Genomic DNA, 16,591 nt, shown 5'->3' on the forward strand with positions numbered 1-16,591 from the left:
ATGAAAGGTTTTTTCAGGGAATTGTTTGAGTATACGTTTCATTTTAATGAAAAGGTAATAGATGTTGTGCTGAACAACCGCGAAACCGTATCTGATAAAACCATATCGCTGATTTGCCATACCATAAATACCCAGGAAGTTTGGAATTCCCGTATTTTAGGCAATCCAAGCCTTACCGGGCCGTGGGATATACAGCTTGTTGAGAACTTATTACACCTTAATCAGGTAAACTTTAAAGATTCGCTGCATATAATAGATAACTTTGAGTTTGAAAGGGTTATTGATTACACAAACAGCAGGGGAGAGCAGTATGAAAATACTGTGAAAGACATCCTGTTTCACATCAACAATCATTCTACCTACCATCGGGGGCAAATTGCAACCGATTGCAAGCTACACGGCATAAAGCCGCTGGTTTCTGACTATATTTTTTATAAGCGCGACAGTATTTAGCTTATGCGCAGTTTCCTTTTAAGCTTTAAGAAAACCAATGCCGTAGTATAAGCATTGCCCCAGGCAGTGTGCCTTTCGCTTTTGTCTATTTTAAGGGCATCGCAAAGTTCATCAAGGGTAGATTGTGTATCATCAGGAAGGCCTTTAAAACGGCTGTACAGCACGTTAGTATCCATAACCGGGTTTTTAATACGGCCCAGATCAAGGCGTTTTAATGCCTGATTGATCATTTCTATATCAAGGTTAACGTTATGGCCTACAAGGGTGGAGTCTTTTATAAAATTAATAAAACGGATCATCCCTTCAGCTTCAACCACCTTTTCGTTATCATCTTTTAAAATACCGCTGCGAGCTATAGATTGTGTTTCAAACTTTTCCTGCTTTATGTTTACCTCTAAAAAATCGCCTACTTCTATAGCATTGCCTTTTACTGCAATAGCACCTACAGCAAGCACCACATCTTCTTTAAAATCAAGGCCTGTGGTTTCCATATCAAAAACCACATAGCGCTTTAGGCCGTCCTTTTCGTCATCAAAAAGGGCAACATAATTTTTCCAGAACTGGGGCAGGCTGGTACCGGTAAGCCATTCAAAAGCCATATTAATTAATGTAAGTTAAAGAAAAACGGTTTTTAATAAGGTCCTGGATATCACTAATAGGCTGAAAGCAGTTTTTAAGCTTAACCTTATCTACCTTAGAAAGCTCATTTAAATTAAGATACCTGCCGTTACTGCTGTTTACAAGGCCCTCCTCTGTACGGAAATGCTGAAGAATGTTAAATGCCTCGGCACATTCATCATACAGGTCGGTATGCTGTGGTTCCAGTTCAGCCAGCTTTTTAAAACGGTGATAAGTATTGGTAATTTCGGTAACGCCCATGCTTAAAGCCAGCAGCCTTGCCGCATCTATAAGCGGCTCAAGGGCGCGTGCCTTAATATCAAAGTAATCTTTGTGTTCTCCATCGCCCTCTACTAAAAACTGCCTAAAAAAGCCCAACGGTGGTGGGTTCTTTAGTGTATCGTTAGCCAGGAAGGCAAAAAATTTCTTATTACGTTCTATATTTTGTTTTATGGTTTCGGTTAGGGTATCTTCAATGGCAGGATAGCCGTAAATAAAGTCGAAATCAAAAAACAGGGTACTTATCTCAATATCTTTCTCGGCAGGGGTATTGATCCATGCATTGTATTGTTTAATCCAGTCGGTTAACGATTTGCACCACTGCGGGTTGCGTGCCATAATATTGTAAGGCGAAAACTCGTAGCCAACTTTATTAAGCGAATCGGTAACCAGTTCGGCCAGCTCTAAAAAATAGCGTTTTACGGTTTCATACTGGGCAGGCTCTACATCTTCAAACACCAGTGCATTATCCTGGTCGGTCATCAGCAACTGCTCCTTACGTCCCTGGCTGCCAATGTTTACCCACACAAAACGCACGGGGGGCAGGCTGCCTATTTTCTCAACGGCAAGTTCTATGGCACGGCGGGTAAGGGCAATGTTTATCTCGGCAACAATATTGGATATGTGCGAAATAGGGATGTTCTTATCAATGGAATTCTGAATAAGGTCGGTCAGCTTTTCGCGGACGTATTTCAGTTCCTTATTATTGGTTGCCCTGCGGGTTTGTTTAAGTAAAACACCGGGCGTATTAGCCTGTGCTGCAACCACATCATGTTCTGATATTATACCGCTCACGGGGGTATTATCGGTACCATCGCGGGTAACGCAAAGGTGTCCCACATTGTGCTTAAGCATTATCATTTGCGCCTCGGCAACCGATATGTTATCAGGCACGGTAATAACAGGGCTTGTCATAACCTCACGGGCTTCGGCAGTTATGGGTAAAATACCGGTAGCGATTTTAGACCGTAAATCCCTGTCGGTAATAATGCCAACCGGCAGCTGGTCCTGCTGAATGATAACACTGCCAATAGAGCCGTTAGCCATGGTTTTGGCAATGAACATAACCACGTCTTCCGGATTGGCCGTTATAGGGTTACGCGTGTATTTAATAGGCTGAAAGTACTGTATATCTGCAACCTGATCGCTAAAAACAGTGTTTTCGGCCAGTAGTTTCCCGCTGCGCTCTTTATCATAAGGGTTTCGCGTTTGCGATGCAAAGCTTTCCAGTAAAAACTCAAGCACGCTGGGATTCTCCTTAACATAGGTTTGAAACGCCGCGATAGGGATGCCGTAAATGATAGATTCCTCACGGGCACGGGCCGTCATGAGGTAATCGTTCTTGGCAAAAAACGGGCGAAGGCCTAAAATGTCGCCTTCATCGCATTTGTCTATCAGGGTTTCCTCGGCATCAGAGGTAAGTGAAAGCCCCACGGCCCCATCTTTAACAATGTAAAAATCAGGGTGTGTAGTATCGCCACCCCTAAAAAGAACCTGGTTCTTTTCGAGGTATACCACTTTGCTTTGGGTTGCTATATAAAATAAATCGGCAGGGGCCAGGCTGCTAAAGGGCGGGTAGTGCTTTAAAAAATCGGCAATACCCTGGGCTACAGGATTATTCATTACCGCACATATTACCTGATAAAAATACTATTTTATTGGTCAACAAAAAAGAAATGCTTACAGCAAATACCTAAAGGTTTGTTAAAATTATTGTATGTCAAAACCTCTTACTAAATTTACGCTACAAATAAATAAACTATAACAATGAAATTAGCTTCTAAAATTGCCATTTTATTCATGGCGGTACTTACTACAAGTTTAGCAACAGCACAGGAAAAAAAACCTGCCAGCCCACCGGCAACTGCCACCGGTAAAATAGGCGGTGCCAATATCAGCATTAAATACAACAGCCCTTTTGTAAAAGGCCGTACCATTTGGGGCGAGCTTGTACCTTACGGTAAAGTATGGCGTGCAGGCGCTAATGATGCTACTACTTTTACAACCGATAAAGCTATTAAGGTAGAAGGTAAAGACCTGCCTGCAGGTACGTATGCGTTTTTTGTTCAACCGGAAAAAGACGGTACTGCAACGGTTATCTTTAATAAAGAAGCCAAGCAGTGGGGTTCTTACGATTATAAAGATGCACAGGATGCATTACGCGTAAAGGTTAAAACTAAAAAATCGGCTAAAATGAACGAGAGCCTTGTTTATACAGTAAACAAAGGCGACGTTACATTAAGCTGGGAGAATTTAGATATTCCGGTAGCTATTAAATAGATCATTGGATTTTTAGATTGTTCGATTTTTAGACGGTCTAAGATAATAGACGATAGTAAGCTTAAACAGAAAGCCGAATTTACAGATGTAGATTCGGCTTTTTTATTTAATCTTATAGATGAACTAAATATCTTTAACAAGCTTTCTTGCTGCGGTTTGCACCGGGTCCCAAACGGGTGAAAATGGTGGAGCGTAGGACAGATCTAAATCAATAATATTTTGAAGTGTGAGGTTGTGGGTTATCGCTGTTGCCAAAACATCGATACGTTTTGCAGCGCCTTCTTCGCCTATAATTTGTCCGCCCAACAGCCTGCCGCTGTTTTTTTCTGCCAGTAATTTAACCGTGATTTTCTTGGCTCCCGGATAATAACGTGCGCGGGTTTTACTACTTGTGGACGCCGTAACATATTCTATCCCTAACCTGATCAGATCTTTTTCCTGAAGCCCGGTTCGTGCCACCTCATAACTGCATATCTTGCATACGGCTGTACCCACCGCACCGGGAAATGTAATGGCTTCGCCGGCAATGTTGCTGCCTGCTACCAGCCCCGTTTTATTGGCAAGAGTACCCAGTGCAATGTGCATAGGGTGCTTACTTACAAGGTTGAGTGTTTCGGTGCAATCGCCTGCTGCCCAAACATCCGGGATGTTGGTTTGCATGTGGGCGTTGGTCTTGATGGCATTTTTTACGCCGAGCTCTATTTTAGAGCCTTCTAAAAAATAGGTGTTGGGCGATGTTCCCATACCAAACACCACCATATCGGCCTCTATACGGCGCTTGTTGGTAATCACGGCGGTTACTTTATTATCGGCATTTTCTAATTCTGTAAGTTCTTCTTCAAGGTACAGGGTAACGCCAAGGTTGCGCATGGCTTCTGATATTAAAGTACCCATATCAGGATCCATTGTGTTCATAACCTGCTCGCCACGATTAACAAGGCATACGTTTAGACCACGTATAAGCAAGGCTTCGGCCATTTCCAGCCCTATGTAACCTCCACCTAAAATAACGGCTGTTTTGGGCTTTGTATCGCGTATAAAGTTCTCAATTTTGATACCCGTTTTAAGGGTGGACACTCCAAAAACGTTAGCGGCATCATGGCCGGTAATATGTTCAGGGCAATAGGGTTTACCCCCCGTAGCAATAAGCAGCTGCCCGTATTGCTGCCAAAATTCGGTGCCCTTTTCTTTGTCGAGCACTTTAACGCGCTTGTTATCGGTATCAACCGAAAGCACGCGGTGCATGGTGCGGACATCGATATTATAAACAGTCCTGAATTCCTCCGGGCTGCGGGCTATCAATTCTTCCGAAGTTTTTACCGTGCCGGATATATAATACGGTATACCGCAGGCAGAGTAGGAGGTGTAGTGTGATTTTTCGAATACAATGATTTGTCTGTTGGGCTGTACGCGGCGCACTTTTGATGCCGCCGACATTCCTGCTGCATCGCCGCCTATAATTACCAGCGCATCAGCTGCCGGTGTTGTTGTGGTTAAAGTCATATTTTTTGATTCGTTTTTGCACAAACCGCGCCGTAATACCATGTATTAAAACCGAAAAGAATATGGTGGCCGTTGTTATTGCAATAAGTTTTTCGGTTTGGGCAAACTGCGCCGCTGTGAGGGCATACGCCAGATAATACAACGACCCGATACCGCGCATGCCGTAAAACGAAAGTACGAATTTTTGGAATGGGTTGAGCTCTGTTTTTACAAGTGCTATATAACCTGTTGCAGGCCGTACAATTATTACCATAAGCAGCGATACAGCAAGTATCTCAACATCAAATAGTATCTCATAATTTACGGCGATAAAAAAGCCTATGGTTATAAATATTACCGCTACGGCAAAACTCTCCAGTTCTTCGTTAAAATCATGCAGGTCGAGCATGTGGTGCTGGTGCTTTTCGTAATTGCTGAACATGCACGCTGCGAAAAATACTGCAAGGAAACCGTAGCCACCAAAATATTCGGTAATAGTGTACGGCAGTAATATAAGGGCAACGGAGAGTATCCCACGGCTTATCCTGCTCAATTTGTCGTCTTTTTCACTAAGAGAGAATATAAGCTTGTACAAGCCCCAGCCGGTTAGCAAACCTATGCCTACGCCAATGGTAATTTTGATAACAAACTCATGCAGAAACCATTCGCCTATCCAGTTTTCATAATCCAGGCCTTTTTGGGCAGCAAATATGGCAAAATACGTAAACGGAAATGCCAGCCCATCGTTAATACCTGCTTCTGCCGTAAGGCCCAGCTTGCTTTTAGAGCGGTCTTCCTGCCCAGGTTCAGATGTTTGAAGTTCTGATGCTAAAACCGGGTCGGTTGGTGCAATAAGGGCACCAAATAGCATTGCGGTAGCAGGGGCAAGCCCAATGATCCACCAGCCTAAAAAACTTGCCGCAACTATGGTTAGGGGCATGGTAATAGCCAACAGCCGCACGGCGTTTTTCCAGGTGTTCCATTTAAACGGGTCTTTTATGCGGAGGCCTGTATTTACAAGTGCTATAAGGATAACAAACTCTGTTATATGCTTCACTTCCTCAAGATGGTCAAGCGGTTCAATATTATTTTGGCTGCACACAAAAAAGGCTATTGTTCCTAATACCAGATATATTATGGGTGGCGATAAATACTTTTTTTGAAGCACCACTGGCACTATTGCTGCCAGCAACGCTACAAATCCGCCCAAAAGCAGTAAAAAGGTATAGGGTTCTATTTCTAAATATCCATGGTTGTGTTGCATAATGTAAATAAAAAAGCCAAAGCATGTTACTGCTTTGGCTAAATAGTATAATTAAATTGCTTTGGTTTTTAGCCTAAAATGTGCTGCCCCAATATTTGGTACACCTCATTAATGTTATTGTCTTTGCCAAATTGCTTTTTAATAGGCATGGCCTCGCCGCGCACCCATATTTTAAGTTCGGCATCCAGGTCCATAAGGCCGGCGCTCTCTTTGCTGAATTTTATAATGCTGGCATACGGTATAGAAAGGTAATCAACCTTACTGCCTGTAAGGCCTTGTTTATCAACAAGGATGAGCCTTTTGTTAGTAAACACAAACATATCGCGAATAAGCTTAAATGCTTTTTCTATATGCTCGCCGTTAACCAGGATGGGCTTGTACTCTTCGGTAATTTTTTCTACAGACACTTCAGATGCGTGCCCCATAATGGCATTAAATAGTCCCATAATTGCTCTTGATATTTAAGGTTATTAAAAGTAAAACGTTATTTTTTGGTGGTCAAATTTACGTTTTATTTTTAAGTGTAATTTATGATTTAGCCAACATATTCATATCAATTACTATAATATTCCCAAATTGATTATAAAATTTAACAGTTCACAATAATATTCATTAATTTCATCCAACTAAAATTTACAACTATGAAATGGGGAGGCAGAAGACAAAGCGATAACCTTGATGACCGCCGTGGTGTATCGGGTGGGCAGGTGGCTGTAGGCGGTGGTGTAATAGGTGTTATTATACTGCTAATCAATATGTTTATGGGCGGCAATAACAGCGGCGTTATGAACACGATACAAGAGCAGTTGCAAGCCGAACAAGGCCAGCAAACACCCGTAGAACTAAGTGATCGCGATAAAGAAATGGGCCAGTTTGTTAATGCAGTACTGGTTGATACCGAGGACGTTTGGGCTAAGGTGTTTACCGAAATGGGCGATACCTACCAAGAGCCTAAACTGGTGCTTTTTAGGGATGCTGTGCAAACTGCCTGTGGCGGAGCTTCTTCAGCATCAGGGCCTTTCTATTGCCCATTGGATAAGAAGGTGTACATGGACTTGGCTTTTTTTGATGAACTGCAATCGCGCTACGGCGCCAAGGGCGGCGACTTTGCCATTGCTTATGTTATAGCACATGAGATAGGCCACCACGTGCAAACGCTATTGGGAACATCGGATAAAGTGCGCCAGATGCAGCAGCAAACCAATGAGGCCGGTGCTAATAAACTTAGTGTTGCCCTGGAGCTGCAAGCCGACTTTTATGCCGGGGTTTGGGCGCATTACGATCAGGAAATGAACAAAATACTGGAGGAAGGCGATATAGATGAGGCACTTAGCGCTGCCAATGCAGTGGGCGATGATGCCATACAAAAACGCTCTCAGGGCCATGTAGTGCCCGACTCTTTTACGCACGGTACATCGCAACAGCGTATGTATTGGTTTAAAAAAGGGTTTGAAACAGGCGACATGAACCAGGGCGATACCTTTGCAGAAATTAAATAATTTCTTACAGAATTATCCCTGATGTATATAAATTTTACACCTTTTTTTGTATTTCGCTTTTGAGTGAAGTCGATATCAGATTAATCTTGAAAAACAGTCGATTACATTTTGATATTTCACTTTCGGATTTTGGATTCGCGACAAATGATATTGTTTTACGATAAAACGTAAAATTTAATGAAAGTAAGGCTATATCAATTTAGCATAGGGGAATTTAGATCTTAATATTGAGTATTTAGGCCTCAATGAAAATTCAATTTTTACTTTACTGCAAGAACGGGTTCAGTACTGTATGTTAAAAGCTGTTGTAACTTTGCAGCGGGGAAAGAGAAATGATTTTAAGATTTAGGAATGCAGATTTAAGATTTCACTCAAACCTGATTTAAAAAATGGAACGCGGATGAACTGATTTAATTACTCTGATTAAAATTGCTACATTAAACAATTATCACATTAAAAAATTGGATTAATTATTCTTCTGGGCATTCATTAATTGCCACTGGTCATTAAGGTATTTTACTTTATGAACTTCTTTCATAATGAGTTCGCGCTCCTCTTCGTAGTAATCAGGATCGGATGAAGCGTGCTGATCGTGTTCCTGAGCACGCTCTAAAAGATCGTCCATTACGGGTTGCAATTTATCTTTAACCATTTGAGGCATAGCATTAAAAAGTTCTTTTAATTCAGTATATAACATGGCTTATAATATTTTAATAGATCCCTAATGCGGGAATATAATGGTAACTTAAAGGTACGCAATTTTGATGAGATGGGCAATGAAGATAATTGAGATTATAAATATAATATCACAAAATACCCAAAATGTTAATTGCGGAAAATCCGTAATTAAGTCTATTTTAAGTTCATTACATTTGCGCCACAACAAATAAAAAATTATTTACAATAAATTTTAACCATTTTTTTTATGAAAAAACAGATTCTTAAGTTTGGTATTTTGGTAACATTGTTAGCATCATTTGTAAGTTGTAGCGACAACGATGAGATTATGACTACTTCTACTTCTTCAAATGTTTCTACTGACAATGTTTCAATGACTGCCAAAATGAGCAGCACTACACGTGACCAGATTTTAAAAGATAAAGACTTTAACAATTTCGTTACAGAAACGTATGATTTTAATGAGAAAATTTTAGACCATAAGGCTTACAACCAGATTTACAATACTATAAAAAGCACTGGAAAAATAACTCCACAACAAGAGATTGACATCACTAAAGCACTGGGATTAAATTCATTTAGTCAATACACCACATATTTAAATACTCAAGCTTTAAGGGTTGCAAATCTTGAAAAAAACTATGGCTTTCAATCTCAATTGACAAATGAAGAGCGTATTGAAGTAATTGAGATTACCTTGGATAACCATATTCCGATTACAACAAACGGAGGTTGCGCACAACAATTGCGCGGCTGTAGAAGAGCTGCTAGTGCCTGGATGGCATCTGCCCATGTTGCTTGTTTGATGGCTGACCTTTCAGTAGTTGGTGGTATTATTTGTCACGGAGCAGCATTATATTTGGGAGACTCATTAAACGAACAATGTTTGGGTGATTACGCGGCATGCATCAAATAATTTTTATGGCAACATTACAAAAAAATAGAATAAAATTAATAAGTTTTGCAATTGTTGGAATCACTTCAGCAGCGTTTTTGTTACGACGAAAATGGGATAATATTCCAGAAGTTTATAATGTATCTTTTTACATATTAGTGTTGTTGGCATTGTCAGCGTTAGTAGTTCTAAAAATAAAAAAAGATAAACAACAGGGTCAATTCGAATTTAAAAAACAAGGAATATCTATTATATTTATTGTTGGTACAATAATTTATTTTATCGTACAAGAATTTAAGAGTTTATAATCTGTTTAAAGAAGTAAAATATGATGCCCTTATCGAAAAGATAAGGGCATTTTGTTTTAAGGTAAAAGGGAGGTAATTGAAACAAATTTTCACCCAATTATTTTATTTCTTTCTACAGCTTTTCTTTCTACAGCTTTCCTTGTGTCGCTTAGCAATGGTATTTCATTGCACGTAACCCTGCTTTTCAAAAAACTATCTCGTTTGAAGAACTGTCTTACGTTGACAGAAATTTTTGCAATAAATATTCCACCCCGCTGGAACTCAATCTTAAATCTACTATCTGAAATGGCTACCCCAACCATCCTTCCCTGTCAAGGCTTCTATATTGTATGGCTTCGCTAATGTGCTGCGGCCCTACGTTATCAGACGCATCAAGGTCGGCAATAGTGCGGCTCACTTTCAGGATACGGTCATACGCACGCGCCGAAAGATTAAGGCGTTCCATAGCAGTTTTAAGCAATAAGAGCGAAGCTTCGTCCAACTGGCAGTATTCACGTATTTGCTTGCTGCTCATCTGGGCGTTGTAATGCACGTTGTCAAACTGCTCAAAACGGGCGGTTTGTATCTCGCGGGCATGGGTAACGCGTTCGCGGATCTCAACGCTGCTTTCGGCTTTTCGATTATCCGAAAGCTTCTCAAAAGGTACAGGCGTAACCTCAATATGTATGTCGATACGGTCCAGTAGCGGACCCGATATCTTACTTAAATAACGTTGCATTTCGTGCGGCGACGAGCTAACCGGCGCATCAGGGTCGTTAAAATAACCGCCGGGGCTTGGGTTCATACTCGCCACAAGCATAAAGCTCGATGGATACGTAATAGTGAATTTAGCACGGCTAATAGTAACCTCGCGGTCTTCCAGCGGTTGGCGCATAACCTCCAGTACATCGCGTTTAAACTCCGGCAACTCATCTAAAAATAAAACGCCGTTATGTGCCATGCTTATTTCGCCGGGCTGCGGATAGCTGCCACCGCCTACAAGTGCTACATTGCTGATAGTGTGGTGCGGACTCCTAAATGGCCTTTGGTTCATTAGCCCTACGTTCTTTAACTTGCCGCCAACACTGTGTATTTTGGTGGTTTCTAATGCCTCGCGCAGTGTCATGGGCGGCAGTATGCTTGGCAAACGCTTGGCCAGCATGGTTTTACCGGCACCGGGTGGGCCTATTAATATAATGTTGTGCCCACCTGCCGCTGCAATTTCCATACAGCGCTTAATCGACTCTTGGCCTTTTACGTCGCTAAAGTCAAATTCCGGGAAATCAAGTGTTTTATAAAACTCCTCGCGGGTGTTTATTATGGTAGGTTCCAGCGTACTGCGGCCTTCAAAAAAATCAATTATTTCCTTTACATTTTCCAAGCCGTAGCAGTCAAGCCCGGCCACAATAGCAGCTTCCTTAACGTTTTCCTTTGGTAAAAAGAACCCTTTAAAGCCTTCTTCCTTTGCCTTAATGGCGATAGGCAATACGCCTTTTATGGGTTGCAGGCTGCCATCTAAAGACAGTTCACCCATAATGATATACTTGTCAACCTCGTCGGCCTTAATTTGCCCCGAAGCCACAAGGATGCCCATGGCAAGGGTAAGGTCGTAAGCGGCACCTTCTTTACGCAAATCGGCAGGCGCCATGTTAATGGTAATTTTTTTTCCGGGAAGCTGGTAGCCATTGTTTTTAAGCGCGGCCGCAATACGGTAGCTGCTTTCTTTTATAGCGCTGTCGGGCAGGCCCACAAGGTGGTAGCCCACGCCCTTATCAATATTAACTTCTACAGTAATGGTAGTGGCCTCTACGCCAAACACGGCGCTCCCGAAAACTTTAATCAGCATATAGTAATTTTAAGGAGTCGAAAATACTAAAATTTATCGCATTAGCGTAAATTATTTTGTAGGTATAACTTTCTTAATATCACTATAAGCCGCATCACCGGTATAAGTAACCTTATCGTTTTTATCAAGGCAGAGGGATAAAAAATCAGCTTCTTTTATTTTGAGTAGCTTAGACAACTGTTTGCAAAAGGTTTGGCGGCGTTCGTACAGGTCAGGTTGCACACTTGCATCTACAACATAAAGGTTGTATTTGTAATTGTTCTCGGCTATAGCTTTTACGATCAGCTCATCTTTGCTGGTAATGGCTATAAAATAAAAGTCGGTAGTTTTAGAGTAGCCTTCCTCAGCGGCTTTGTATTCGGTAACAATTTCAGACACCTCTTTACAGTTAGGGTTCCAGAATTGGATTACGGTAGATTTACCCTCTGTTTTCCTTATATTATCCATTAATTGCTGTGGTGTAATGTGGATAACCTGCTGGGCAAAAATCGCTGAGGAAAAAGTCGAGAGTAAAAGGAGTAGCGTTGTTTTCATGTTCGTTACGTTTTTAATTTACTTTCTTAGCCTTGCGCATTTTCATATTAAGAAACTCCACGCCAAGCGAAAACGCGATTGCAAAGTAGAGATATCCTTTAGGAACTTCTCCCACGTGCTGCCCGGCAAGTTGCGCATTTGACAGATGCATACTCTCAGTTATCAGCATAAAGCCGATAAGGATAAGAAACGCAAGACCCAGTATTTGTATGGATGGGTTGGCATTTACAAAATTGCCTACTGGCACGGCAAACAACATCATAATACCAACGGAAATCACCACTGCGGTTATCATTACATATAACGCACCTTCGAGCCCGTTGGTCATACCCACAGCAGTAAGTATAGAGTCTATAGAGAATATAAGGTCTATTAATAAGATCTGGGCAATGGTACCCGCAAAAGATTTATTAGCTTTGATGTTAAGGTTGTCTTCATGTTCGCCTTTGGTGTCAACTTTTTCGTGTATTTCTTTCGTACTCTTGTAGATAAGGAACAGCCCACCGGCAAAAAGTATTAATGCCTGGCCGGTAAACGCAGCACTAAACCAGCCCCAGTCTATAGTAAAGAAAGGTTTTTTCATCCTGGTTAACAAGGTAATACCAAACAGTAAGCCTATCCTTAAAAACATAGCCAGAAACAAGCCCACGCGGGTAGCTTTTTTCCTGTCGGCTTCAGGGAGTTTGCCCGTGACGATTGAGATAAAAATGATGTTATCTATACCCAGTACTATCTCTAAAAAGGTAAGGGTAAGTAAGGCAATCCAGGCATCGGGGTTAGACAGGAAGCTGAAATCCATTGTGTTATAATTAGTTAAGTTTAGTTACAGTACCTTGTTGCTTGTGCGTATCGCCCACGATAGAGTATTCTATAGTAGCGGTGTTACCTTTAGTGGTAAGGATCTTCATATGGAAAGCCTCTTTCTCGGCAGTTGTTTTTGGGTCGAGGTTTTGCAAAACAAATTCGCAGTCGTTAAGCCAGCGTACTGATGCCGTAGTGGTTTTACCATCATAGGTTTCGGTTTGCAGGCTATCGGTGCGGGTAAGCTCAGTTACCTGTTTTTTGCCTTCAATAAGTGTTTCAAAACGGAATCTCCCGGTCTTAAAATCGGCACATTTGCGTTCCTGCTCATAGCATGATGTAAGTAACAAAGCCGGAAATATAAGGTATAGTAGTTTTTTCATCAGTCGGTTAAGCTTTTCATTATCGTTCTAAGTCCAAGGAAAACAAGCGCTATCGCTGCAAGGCAAAATATAATGCCACCGCCAAGTACCGGTATAAAAGCCGGGTGGCCCTGGTTTTTAAATGAACTATTGATAACAATTGGACCTATAAAAAACAGGGGCAGGGCACCGCTAAGGTATTTAAGCCCCTTCATTAAAATTTTCTTATCGGTTGGCATAAGCTTCTATGGCTTTACGTACGTTTTTATGTTCTTCTAAAAGGGCAGCAGCTTCTTCCTGAGGTATATTAAGCTCATCTACAATCATTTGCACACCACGGCCTACAAGCTTGTGGTTGCTTAGCTGCATATCTACCATTTTGTTGCCTTTAATGTGCCCAAGCTGTATCATGGCAGCGGTAGATATCATGTTGAGTACCAGCTTTTGGGCTGTACCGGCTTTCATGCGAGAGCTGCCGGTTACAAACTCGGGGCCTACAACCACTTCAATGGGGTATTGCGCCGTTACAGCAAGCGGACTCCCCTGGTTGCAGGTAATACAGCCCGTAGCAATTCCGTTAGCGTTGCATTGTTCTAAACCGCCTATAACATAAGGGGTAGTACCCGATGCCGCTATGCCTACCACCACGTCTTTATCGTTAATATTATAGTCAGACAGGTCTTTCCAGGCCTGTTCGCGGTCGTCTTCAGCAAACTCTACAGCACGGCGAATGGCGGTATCGCCACCGGCTATAAGCCCAACAACAAGATCAAACGGCACACCAAAGGTAGGGGGGCACTCTGAAGCATCTACAACGCCTAAACGCCCACTGGTACCCGCGCCAATGTAAAACAGGCGGCCACCGTCTTTAAGCCTGTCAACCACTACGTTTACAAGGCTTTCTATCTGCGATAGCGCCCTTTCTATAGCAAATGGGACTGTTTTGTCTTCGTTGTTTATATTTTGAAGCAAATCAGTTACTGACATCTTTTCAAGATGCTCGTAACGCGATGACTGCTCGGTAGTTTTAGTAAACGACATGTATGCTGCTTTTATGTAAAGTTATAAAAAATAGGCCATTATAACCCCCAGTATAATTACCAGTAGCTTGGCCAGGTTAAATTTATGGTCTTCGCCACTCTCAAATATAATGGTAGATGATATGTGAAAAAGTATACCTACCACAACCGCAGATATTTGCGTATGGTAATGGGCAACACACTCCAACTGGCCTGAAAGCAACGTGCCCAAAGGTGTCATGGCAGCAAAGGCAACCATAAACAGCATGATAGCCGTTTTATTAAGGCCTGAATTGATAAAGAACGCCGTAAGTATTATGGCAATAGGGAAGTGGTGTATGGCAATACCCCATGCCATATCATGATGCTGGCTTACCGGCATACCCTCTAAGAGTGCGTGTATGCAAAGGCTTATAAACAACAGCCAAGGCATAGAATTTTCATGTTCATGGCCGTGAGCGTGCACGTGGCCATGCTCAGCACCTTTAGAAAAGTATTCGAGTATTATCTGGAAGATAATACCCGCCATGATAAAGATCCCTATAATAGAATTCTCGCCATGTTCGTGCCCTTCGTGGCCTGCGCCCTCATGCTCATGGCCACCCATATAAACTTCGGGCAATAAATGTAATACTGTGAGGGATAGCAGAAAGGAACCACTGAATGCAAGTAATAATTTAAGATTCTTTTTGTTGCTGGGCTTTAATACCAAAGCCATAACGTAGCCTAAAAGAACCGATAGTAAGGGTATTAAATATATCATTTTATTTAAAGATCATGATTAAGCGCGGCGACTCATTTTTATAGAATTTACGCAATTTATAATCGCCAAAGGTATCCAGTAAGTAAATGCCTGCTTCCTCCATCATTGCCTCAAAATCTTCAAGGGTAAGTGCTTTTACTTTTTCTACAAAATGGTATTTTTCACCTTTATCCTCAAAGTCGATTTCTTTGATAATATGGTTGTCTATGTAAAAACGTTTTATGTGAAACTCTATGCCATCAACTGTCTTAACCTCTTTAGGCACAAGGTTATCTATAGTATGCTTTACATTCATAAAGTCAATTACTCCAAAACCGTATTCACTTAGGCTTTCGCAAATGGCTTTAAGGGTAACAATATTATCAGAATCCTGTTCAAAATAACCAAAGCTGGTAAACAGGTTAAATATGGCATCAAATTTTTGCTCAAAAGGCTCACGCATATCGTGCACTTCAAAATGCAGGGTATCGTTAGCATGTTTAGAGGCTGCGGTAATACTGTTTTCAGATAGGTCGGCTCCCGTAACATCGTAGCCAAGCTGGTTTAAGTAGATGGAATGGCGTCCTTTGCCACAGGCAAGGTCTAATATTTTAGCATCTTCGGACAGGTTTAGATAATTGGTCAGGTTATCCATAAAAAGCTGGGCTTCCTCATAATCACGATCCTTATACAGTATGTGGTAATAGGGCGTGTCAAACCAGGATGCAAACCAGTTATTTGTTTCTTCTTGCATAGTTATTAAATGTACCTGCAAATTTAGTTTTTTAAAGGCAAACACACGGCAGAATGAAGGTAAAATTATAGTTTAGTGCATGTAAGTTTTTTCGCAAATTAACTACTCGTTAGGTATAAAATATCAATATTATCAGTAACTTTAGCGTTGCATTTTTTATCAATAAGCATTTATACATAACACTTAAAATAAACATTATGGAGCAGCAAGTGGCAATATTCAATTCGCACAAGGAAGCGGTTGATGCACTTAAAAAATTAAACGAAAGCGGTTTTTCATTGGATGATGTATCCATCATAGGCCGTGCAGGCGTAGATGAGGATAACCTTCACCTTGATGAAACTGATAAAGCCACTAACGTTCCTGCTTACGTGGGCATAGGTGCAGGTACAGTTGTAGGTTTGCTTACGGGTATTGGGCTTTTTGCTATACCGGGTATAGGGGTACTATATGGTGCAGGCGCACTTGTAGGTGCTTTTGCAGGCGCCGAAACAGGGTTAATATCAGGCGGGTTTGTGTCGCTTTTAGCTAAATATTTTACTAAAGACGATCATATAGAAAATATTAAAGACCATATTGAAGCCGGAAAATTTGTGCTGGTTGTAGGTGGCGACGAGGAAGAAATTGCCAAAGCAAAAGAAATCCTGCACACTGATACCATTCACACGCATTACTACGAATAAAAAACATCTTGTTTTACACAAAAGCCTGCCTGCATTATGCAAGCGGGCTTTTTTTATGATTTAAAAATGCATACTGCCGTAAAATTGTATCTTTGCACAGCCTTTTAAACAGGTA

The 16,591-nt window shown here is 41.4% G+C and carries 20 protein-coding genes; 6 read left to right on the forward strand and 14 right to left on the reverse strand.

Going from position 1 to position 16,591, the window contains the following annotated elements; translation table 11 throughout:
• Entirely contained in the window at positions 1 to 453 is a 453-nt protein-coding gene (locus FMM05_RS10915) for a DinB family protein (protein WP_143373413.1), read from the forward strand.
• Here FMM05_RS10915 and FMM05_RS10920 read toward each other — a convergent pair.
• Both FMM05_RS10920 and FMM05_RS10925 read right to left on the reverse strand, forming a co-directional pair.
• Complete coding sequence (locus FMM05_RS10920) at positions 450 to 1,052, reverse strand: 3'-5' exonuclease (protein WP_143373414.1); 603 nt, start codon at positions 1,050 to 1,052, stop codon at positions 450 to 452. The genes FMM05_RS10915 and FMM05_RS10920 overlap by 4 nt on opposite strands.
• A 1-nt stretch (position 1,053) precedes the next feature.
• Positions 1,054 to 2,973, reverse strand: coding sequence for a DUF294 nucleotidyltransferase-like domain-containing protein (locus FMM05_RS10925; protein WP_143373415.1), 1,920 nt, complete (start codon positions 2,971 to 2,973; stop codon positions 1,054 to 1,056).
• A 144-nt stretch (positions 2,974 to 3,117) separates the two neighbouring features.
• Between FMM05_RS10925 and FMM05_RS10930 the strand changes: the two genes are divergently transcribed.
• Positions 3,118 to 3,630, forward strand: coding sequence for a DUF2911 domain-containing protein (locus tag FMM05_RS10930; protein WP_143373416.1), 513 nt, complete (start codon positions 3,118 to 3,120; stop codon positions 3,628 to 3,630).
• 123 nt (positions 3,631 to 3,753) lie between these two features.
• On the opposite strand, the gene FMM05_RS10935 is transcribed toward FMM05_RS10930, so the two are convergent.
• From FMM05_RS10935 to FMM05_RS10945, 3 genes are all read right to left on the reverse strand, one after another.
• Positions 3,754 to 5,133: an FAD-dependent oxidoreductase gene (locus tag FMM05_RS10935; protein ID WP_143373417.1), complete on the reverse strand. Its 1,380-nt coding sequence runs from the start codon at positions 5,131 to 5,133 to the stop codon at positions 3,754 to 3,756.
• On the reverse strand, positions 5,102 to 6,376 hold the full coding sequence (locus tag FMM05_RS10940; protein WP_143373418.1) for a cation:proton antiporter: 1,275 nt from the start codon (positions 6,374 to 6,376) through the stop codon (positions 5,102 to 5,104). The genes FMM05_RS10935 and FMM05_RS10940 overlap by 32 nt, the downstream gene beginning before the upstream one ends.
• 68 nt (positions 6,377 to 6,444) lie before the next feature.
• The gene (locus tag FMM05_RS10945; RefSeq protein WP_143373419.1) at positions 6,445 to 6,822 is read right to left on the reverse strand and encodes a PH domain-containing protein; all 378 of its coding nucleotides are present in this window, start codon (positions 6,820 to 6,822) and stop codon (positions 6,445 to 6,447) included.
• Between the two features lie 195 nt (positions 6,823 to 7,017).
• Here FMM05_RS10945 and ypfJ point away from each other — a divergent pair, with 195 nt between their 5' ends.
• Positions 7,018 to 7,875 (forward strand): KPN_02809 family neutral zinc metallopeptidase, encoded by an 858-nt coding sequence (gene ypfJ / locus FMM05_RS10950; RefSeq protein WP_143373420.1) that lies wholly within the window; start codon positions 7,018 to 7,020, stop codon positions 7,873 to 7,875.
• Positions 7,876 to 8,341: 466 nt separating this feature from the next.
• Here the strand turns inward: ypfJ and FMM05_RS10955 are convergent, their stop codons facing one another.
• Positions 8,342 to 8,572, reverse strand: a complete 231-nt coding sequence (locus tag FMM05_RS10955; protein WP_143373421.1) for a hypothetical protein — start codon at positions 8,570 to 8,572, stop codon at positions 8,342 to 8,344.
• Between the two features lie 228 nt (positions 8,573 to 8,800).
• On the opposite strand from FMM05_RS10955, the gene FMM05_RS10960 reads away from it, so the two are divergent.
• Entirely contained in the window at positions 8,801 to 9,469 is a 669-nt protein-coding gene (locus tag FMM05_RS10960; RefSeq protein ID WP_143373422.1) for a hypothetical protein, read from the forward strand.
• A 5-nt stretch (positions 9,470 to 9,474) separates the two neighbouring features.
• Positions 9,475 to 9,756, forward strand: a complete 282-nt coding sequence (locus tag FMM05_RS10965) for a hypothetical protein (protein WP_143373423.1) — start codon at positions 9,475 to 9,477, stop codon at positions 9,754 to 9,756.
• A gap of 289 nt (positions 9,757 to 10,045) precedes the next feature.
• On the opposite strand, the gene FMM05_RS10970 is transcribed toward FMM05_RS10965, so the two are convergent.
• The 8 genes from FMM05_RS10970 to FMM05_RS11005 are packed head-to-tail and all read right to left on the reverse strand — an operon-like array spanning position 10,046 to position 15,793.
• The gene (locus tag FMM05_RS10970) at positions 10,046 to 11,581 is read right to left on the reverse strand and encodes a YifB family Mg chelatase-like AAA ATPase (RefSeq protein ID WP_143373424.1); all 1,536 of its coding nucleotides are present in this window, start codon (positions 11,579 to 11,581) and stop codon (positions 10,046 to 10,048) included.
• 51 nt (positions 11,582 to 11,632) lie between these two features.
• Entirely contained in the window at positions 11,633 to 12,115 is a 483-nt protein-coding gene (locus FMM05_RS10975) for a hypothetical protein (RefSeq protein ID WP_143373425.1), read from the reverse strand.
• Between the two features lie 13 nt (positions 12,116 to 12,128).
• Positions 12,129 to 12,914, reverse strand: a complete 786-nt coding sequence (locus FMM05_RS10980) for a TerC family protein (protein WP_143373426.1) — start codon at positions 12,912 to 12,914, stop codon at positions 12,129 to 12,131.
• Between the two features lie 10 nt (positions 12,915 to 12,924).
• Complete coding sequence (locus FMM05_RS10985) at positions 12,925 to 13,299, reverse strand: DNA topoisomerase IV (RefSeq protein WP_185965563.1); 375 nt, start codon at positions 13,297 to 13,299, stop codon at positions 12,925 to 12,927.
• Positions 13,299 to 13,517 (reverse strand): DUF6095 family protein, encoded by a 219-nt coding sequence (locus FMM05_RS10990; RefSeq protein ID WP_143373428.1) that lies wholly within the window; start codon positions 13,515 to 13,517, stop codon positions 13,299 to 13,301. Before FMM05_RS10990 ends, FMM05_RS10985 begins: the two co-directional genes overlap by 1 nt.
• Positions 13,504 to 14,319, reverse strand: coding sequence for an N-acetylmuramic acid 6-phosphate etherase (gene murQ, locus FMM05_RS10995; RefSeq protein WP_143373429.1), 816 nt, complete (start codon positions 14,317 to 14,319; stop codon positions 13,504 to 13,506). Before murQ ends, FMM05_RS10990 begins: the two co-directional genes overlap by 14 nt.
• A gap of 21 nt (positions 14,320 to 14,340) precedes the next feature.
• Positions 14,341 to 15,060, reverse strand: coding sequence for a ZIP family metal transporter (locus FMM05_RS11000; RefSeq protein ID WP_143373430.1), 720 nt, complete (start codon positions 15,058 to 15,060; stop codon positions 14,341 to 14,343).
• A 1-nt stretch (position 15,061) separates the two neighbouring features.
• Positions 15,062 to 15,793, reverse strand: a complete 732-nt coding sequence (locus FMM05_RS11005; RefSeq protein WP_143373431.1) for an SAM-dependent methyltransferase — start codon at positions 15,791 to 15,793, stop codon at positions 15,062 to 15,064.
• Between the two features lie 197 nt (positions 15,794 to 15,990).
• Between FMM05_RS11005 and FMM05_RS11010 the strand changes: the two genes are divergently transcribed.
• On the forward strand, positions 15,991 to 16,476 hold the full coding sequence (locus FMM05_RS11010) for a hypothetical protein (RefSeq protein WP_143373432.1): 486 nt from the start codon (positions 15,991 to 15,993) through the stop codon (positions 16,474 to 16,476).
• The last annotated feature ends 115 nt before the right edge of the window (positions 16,477 to 16,591 follow it).

The organism is Flavobacterium zepuense (assembly GCF_007097145.1).
Classification (GTDB): domain Bacteria; phylum Bacteroidota; class Bacteroidia; order Flavobacteriales; family Flavobacteriaceae; genus Flavobacterium; species Flavobacterium zepuense.

Bases quoted from the DNA above. Each gene is read 5' to 3' on its own strand.
- FMM05_RS10915 (WP_143373413.1), top strand. From the start codon at position 1: ATGAAAGGTTTTTTCAGGGAATTGTTTGAGTATACGTTTCATTTTAAT.
- FMM05_RS10920 (WP_143373414.1), bottom strand. From the start codon at position 1,052: ATGGCTTTTGAATGGCTTACCGGTACCAGCCTGCCCCAGTTCTGGAAA.
- FMM05_RS10925 (WP_143373415.1), bottom strand. From the start codon at position 2,973: ATGAATAATCCTGTAGCCCAGGGTATTGCCGATTTTTTAAAGCACTAC.
- FMM05_RS10930 (WP_143373416.1), top strand. From the start codon at position 3,118: ATGAAATTAGCTTCTAAAATTGCCATTTTATTCATGGCGGTACTTACT.
- FMM05_RS10935 (WP_143373417.1), bottom strand. From the start codon at position 5,133: ATGACTTTAACCACAACAACACCGGCAGCTGATGCGCTGGTAATTATA.
- FMM05_RS10940 (WP_143373418.1), bottom strand. From the start codon at position 6,376: ATGCAACACAACCATGGATATTTAGAAATAGAACCCTATACCTTTTTA.
- FMM05_RS10945 (WP_143373419.1), bottom strand. From the start codon at position 6,822: ATGGGACTATTTAATGCCATTATGGGGCACGCATCTGAAGTGTCTGTA.
- ypfJ (WP_143373420.1), top strand. From the start codon at position 7,018: ATGAAATGGGGAGGCAGAAGACAAAGCGATAACCTTGATGACCGCCGT.
- FMM05_RS10955 (WP_143373421.1), bottom strand. From the start codon at position 8,572: ATGTTATATACTGAATTAAAAGAACTTTTTAATGCTATGCCTCAAATG.
- FMM05_RS10960 (WP_143373422.1), top strand. From the start codon at position 8,801: ATGAAAAAACAGATTCTTAAGTTTGGTATTTTGGTAACATTGTTAGCA.
- FMM05_RS10965 (WP_143373423.1), top strand. From the start codon at position 9,475: ATGGCAACATTACAAAAAAATAGAATAAAATTAATAAGTTTTGCAATT.
- FMM05_RS10970 (WP_143373424.1), bottom strand. From the start codon at position 11,581: ATGCTGATTAAAGTTTTCGGGAGCGCCGTGTTTGGCGTAGAGGCCACT.
- FMM05_RS10975 (WP_143373425.1), bottom strand. From the start codon at position 12,115: ATGAAAACAACGCTACTCCTTTTACTCTCGACTTTTTCCTCAGCGATT.
- FMM05_RS10980 (WP_143373426.1), bottom strand. From the start codon at position 12,914: ATGGATTTCAGCTTCCTGTCTAACCCCGATGCCTGGATTGCCTTACTT.
- FMM05_RS10985 (WP_185965563.1), bottom strand. From the start codon at position 13,299: ATGAAAAAACTACTATACCTTATATTTCCGGCTTTGTTACTTACATCA.
- FMM05_RS10990 (WP_143373428.1), bottom strand. From the start codon at position 13,517: ATGCCAACCGATAAGAAAATTTTAATGAAGGGGCTTAAATACCTTAGC.
- murQ (WP_143373429.1), bottom strand. From the start codon at position 14,319: ATGTCGTTTACTAAAACTACCGAGCAGTCATCGCGTTACGAGCATCTT.
- FMM05_RS11000 (WP_143373430.1), bottom strand. From the start codon at position 15,060: ATGATATATTTAATACCCTTACTATCGGTTCTTTTAGGCTACGTTATG.
- FMM05_RS11005 (WP_143373431.1), bottom strand. From the start codon at position 15,793: ATGCAAGAAGAAACAAATAACTGGTTTGCATCCTGGTTTGACACGCCC.
- FMM05_RS11010 (WP_143373432.1), top strand. From the start codon at position 15,991: ATGGAGCAGCAAGTGGCAATATTCAATTCGCACAAGGAAGCGGTTGAT.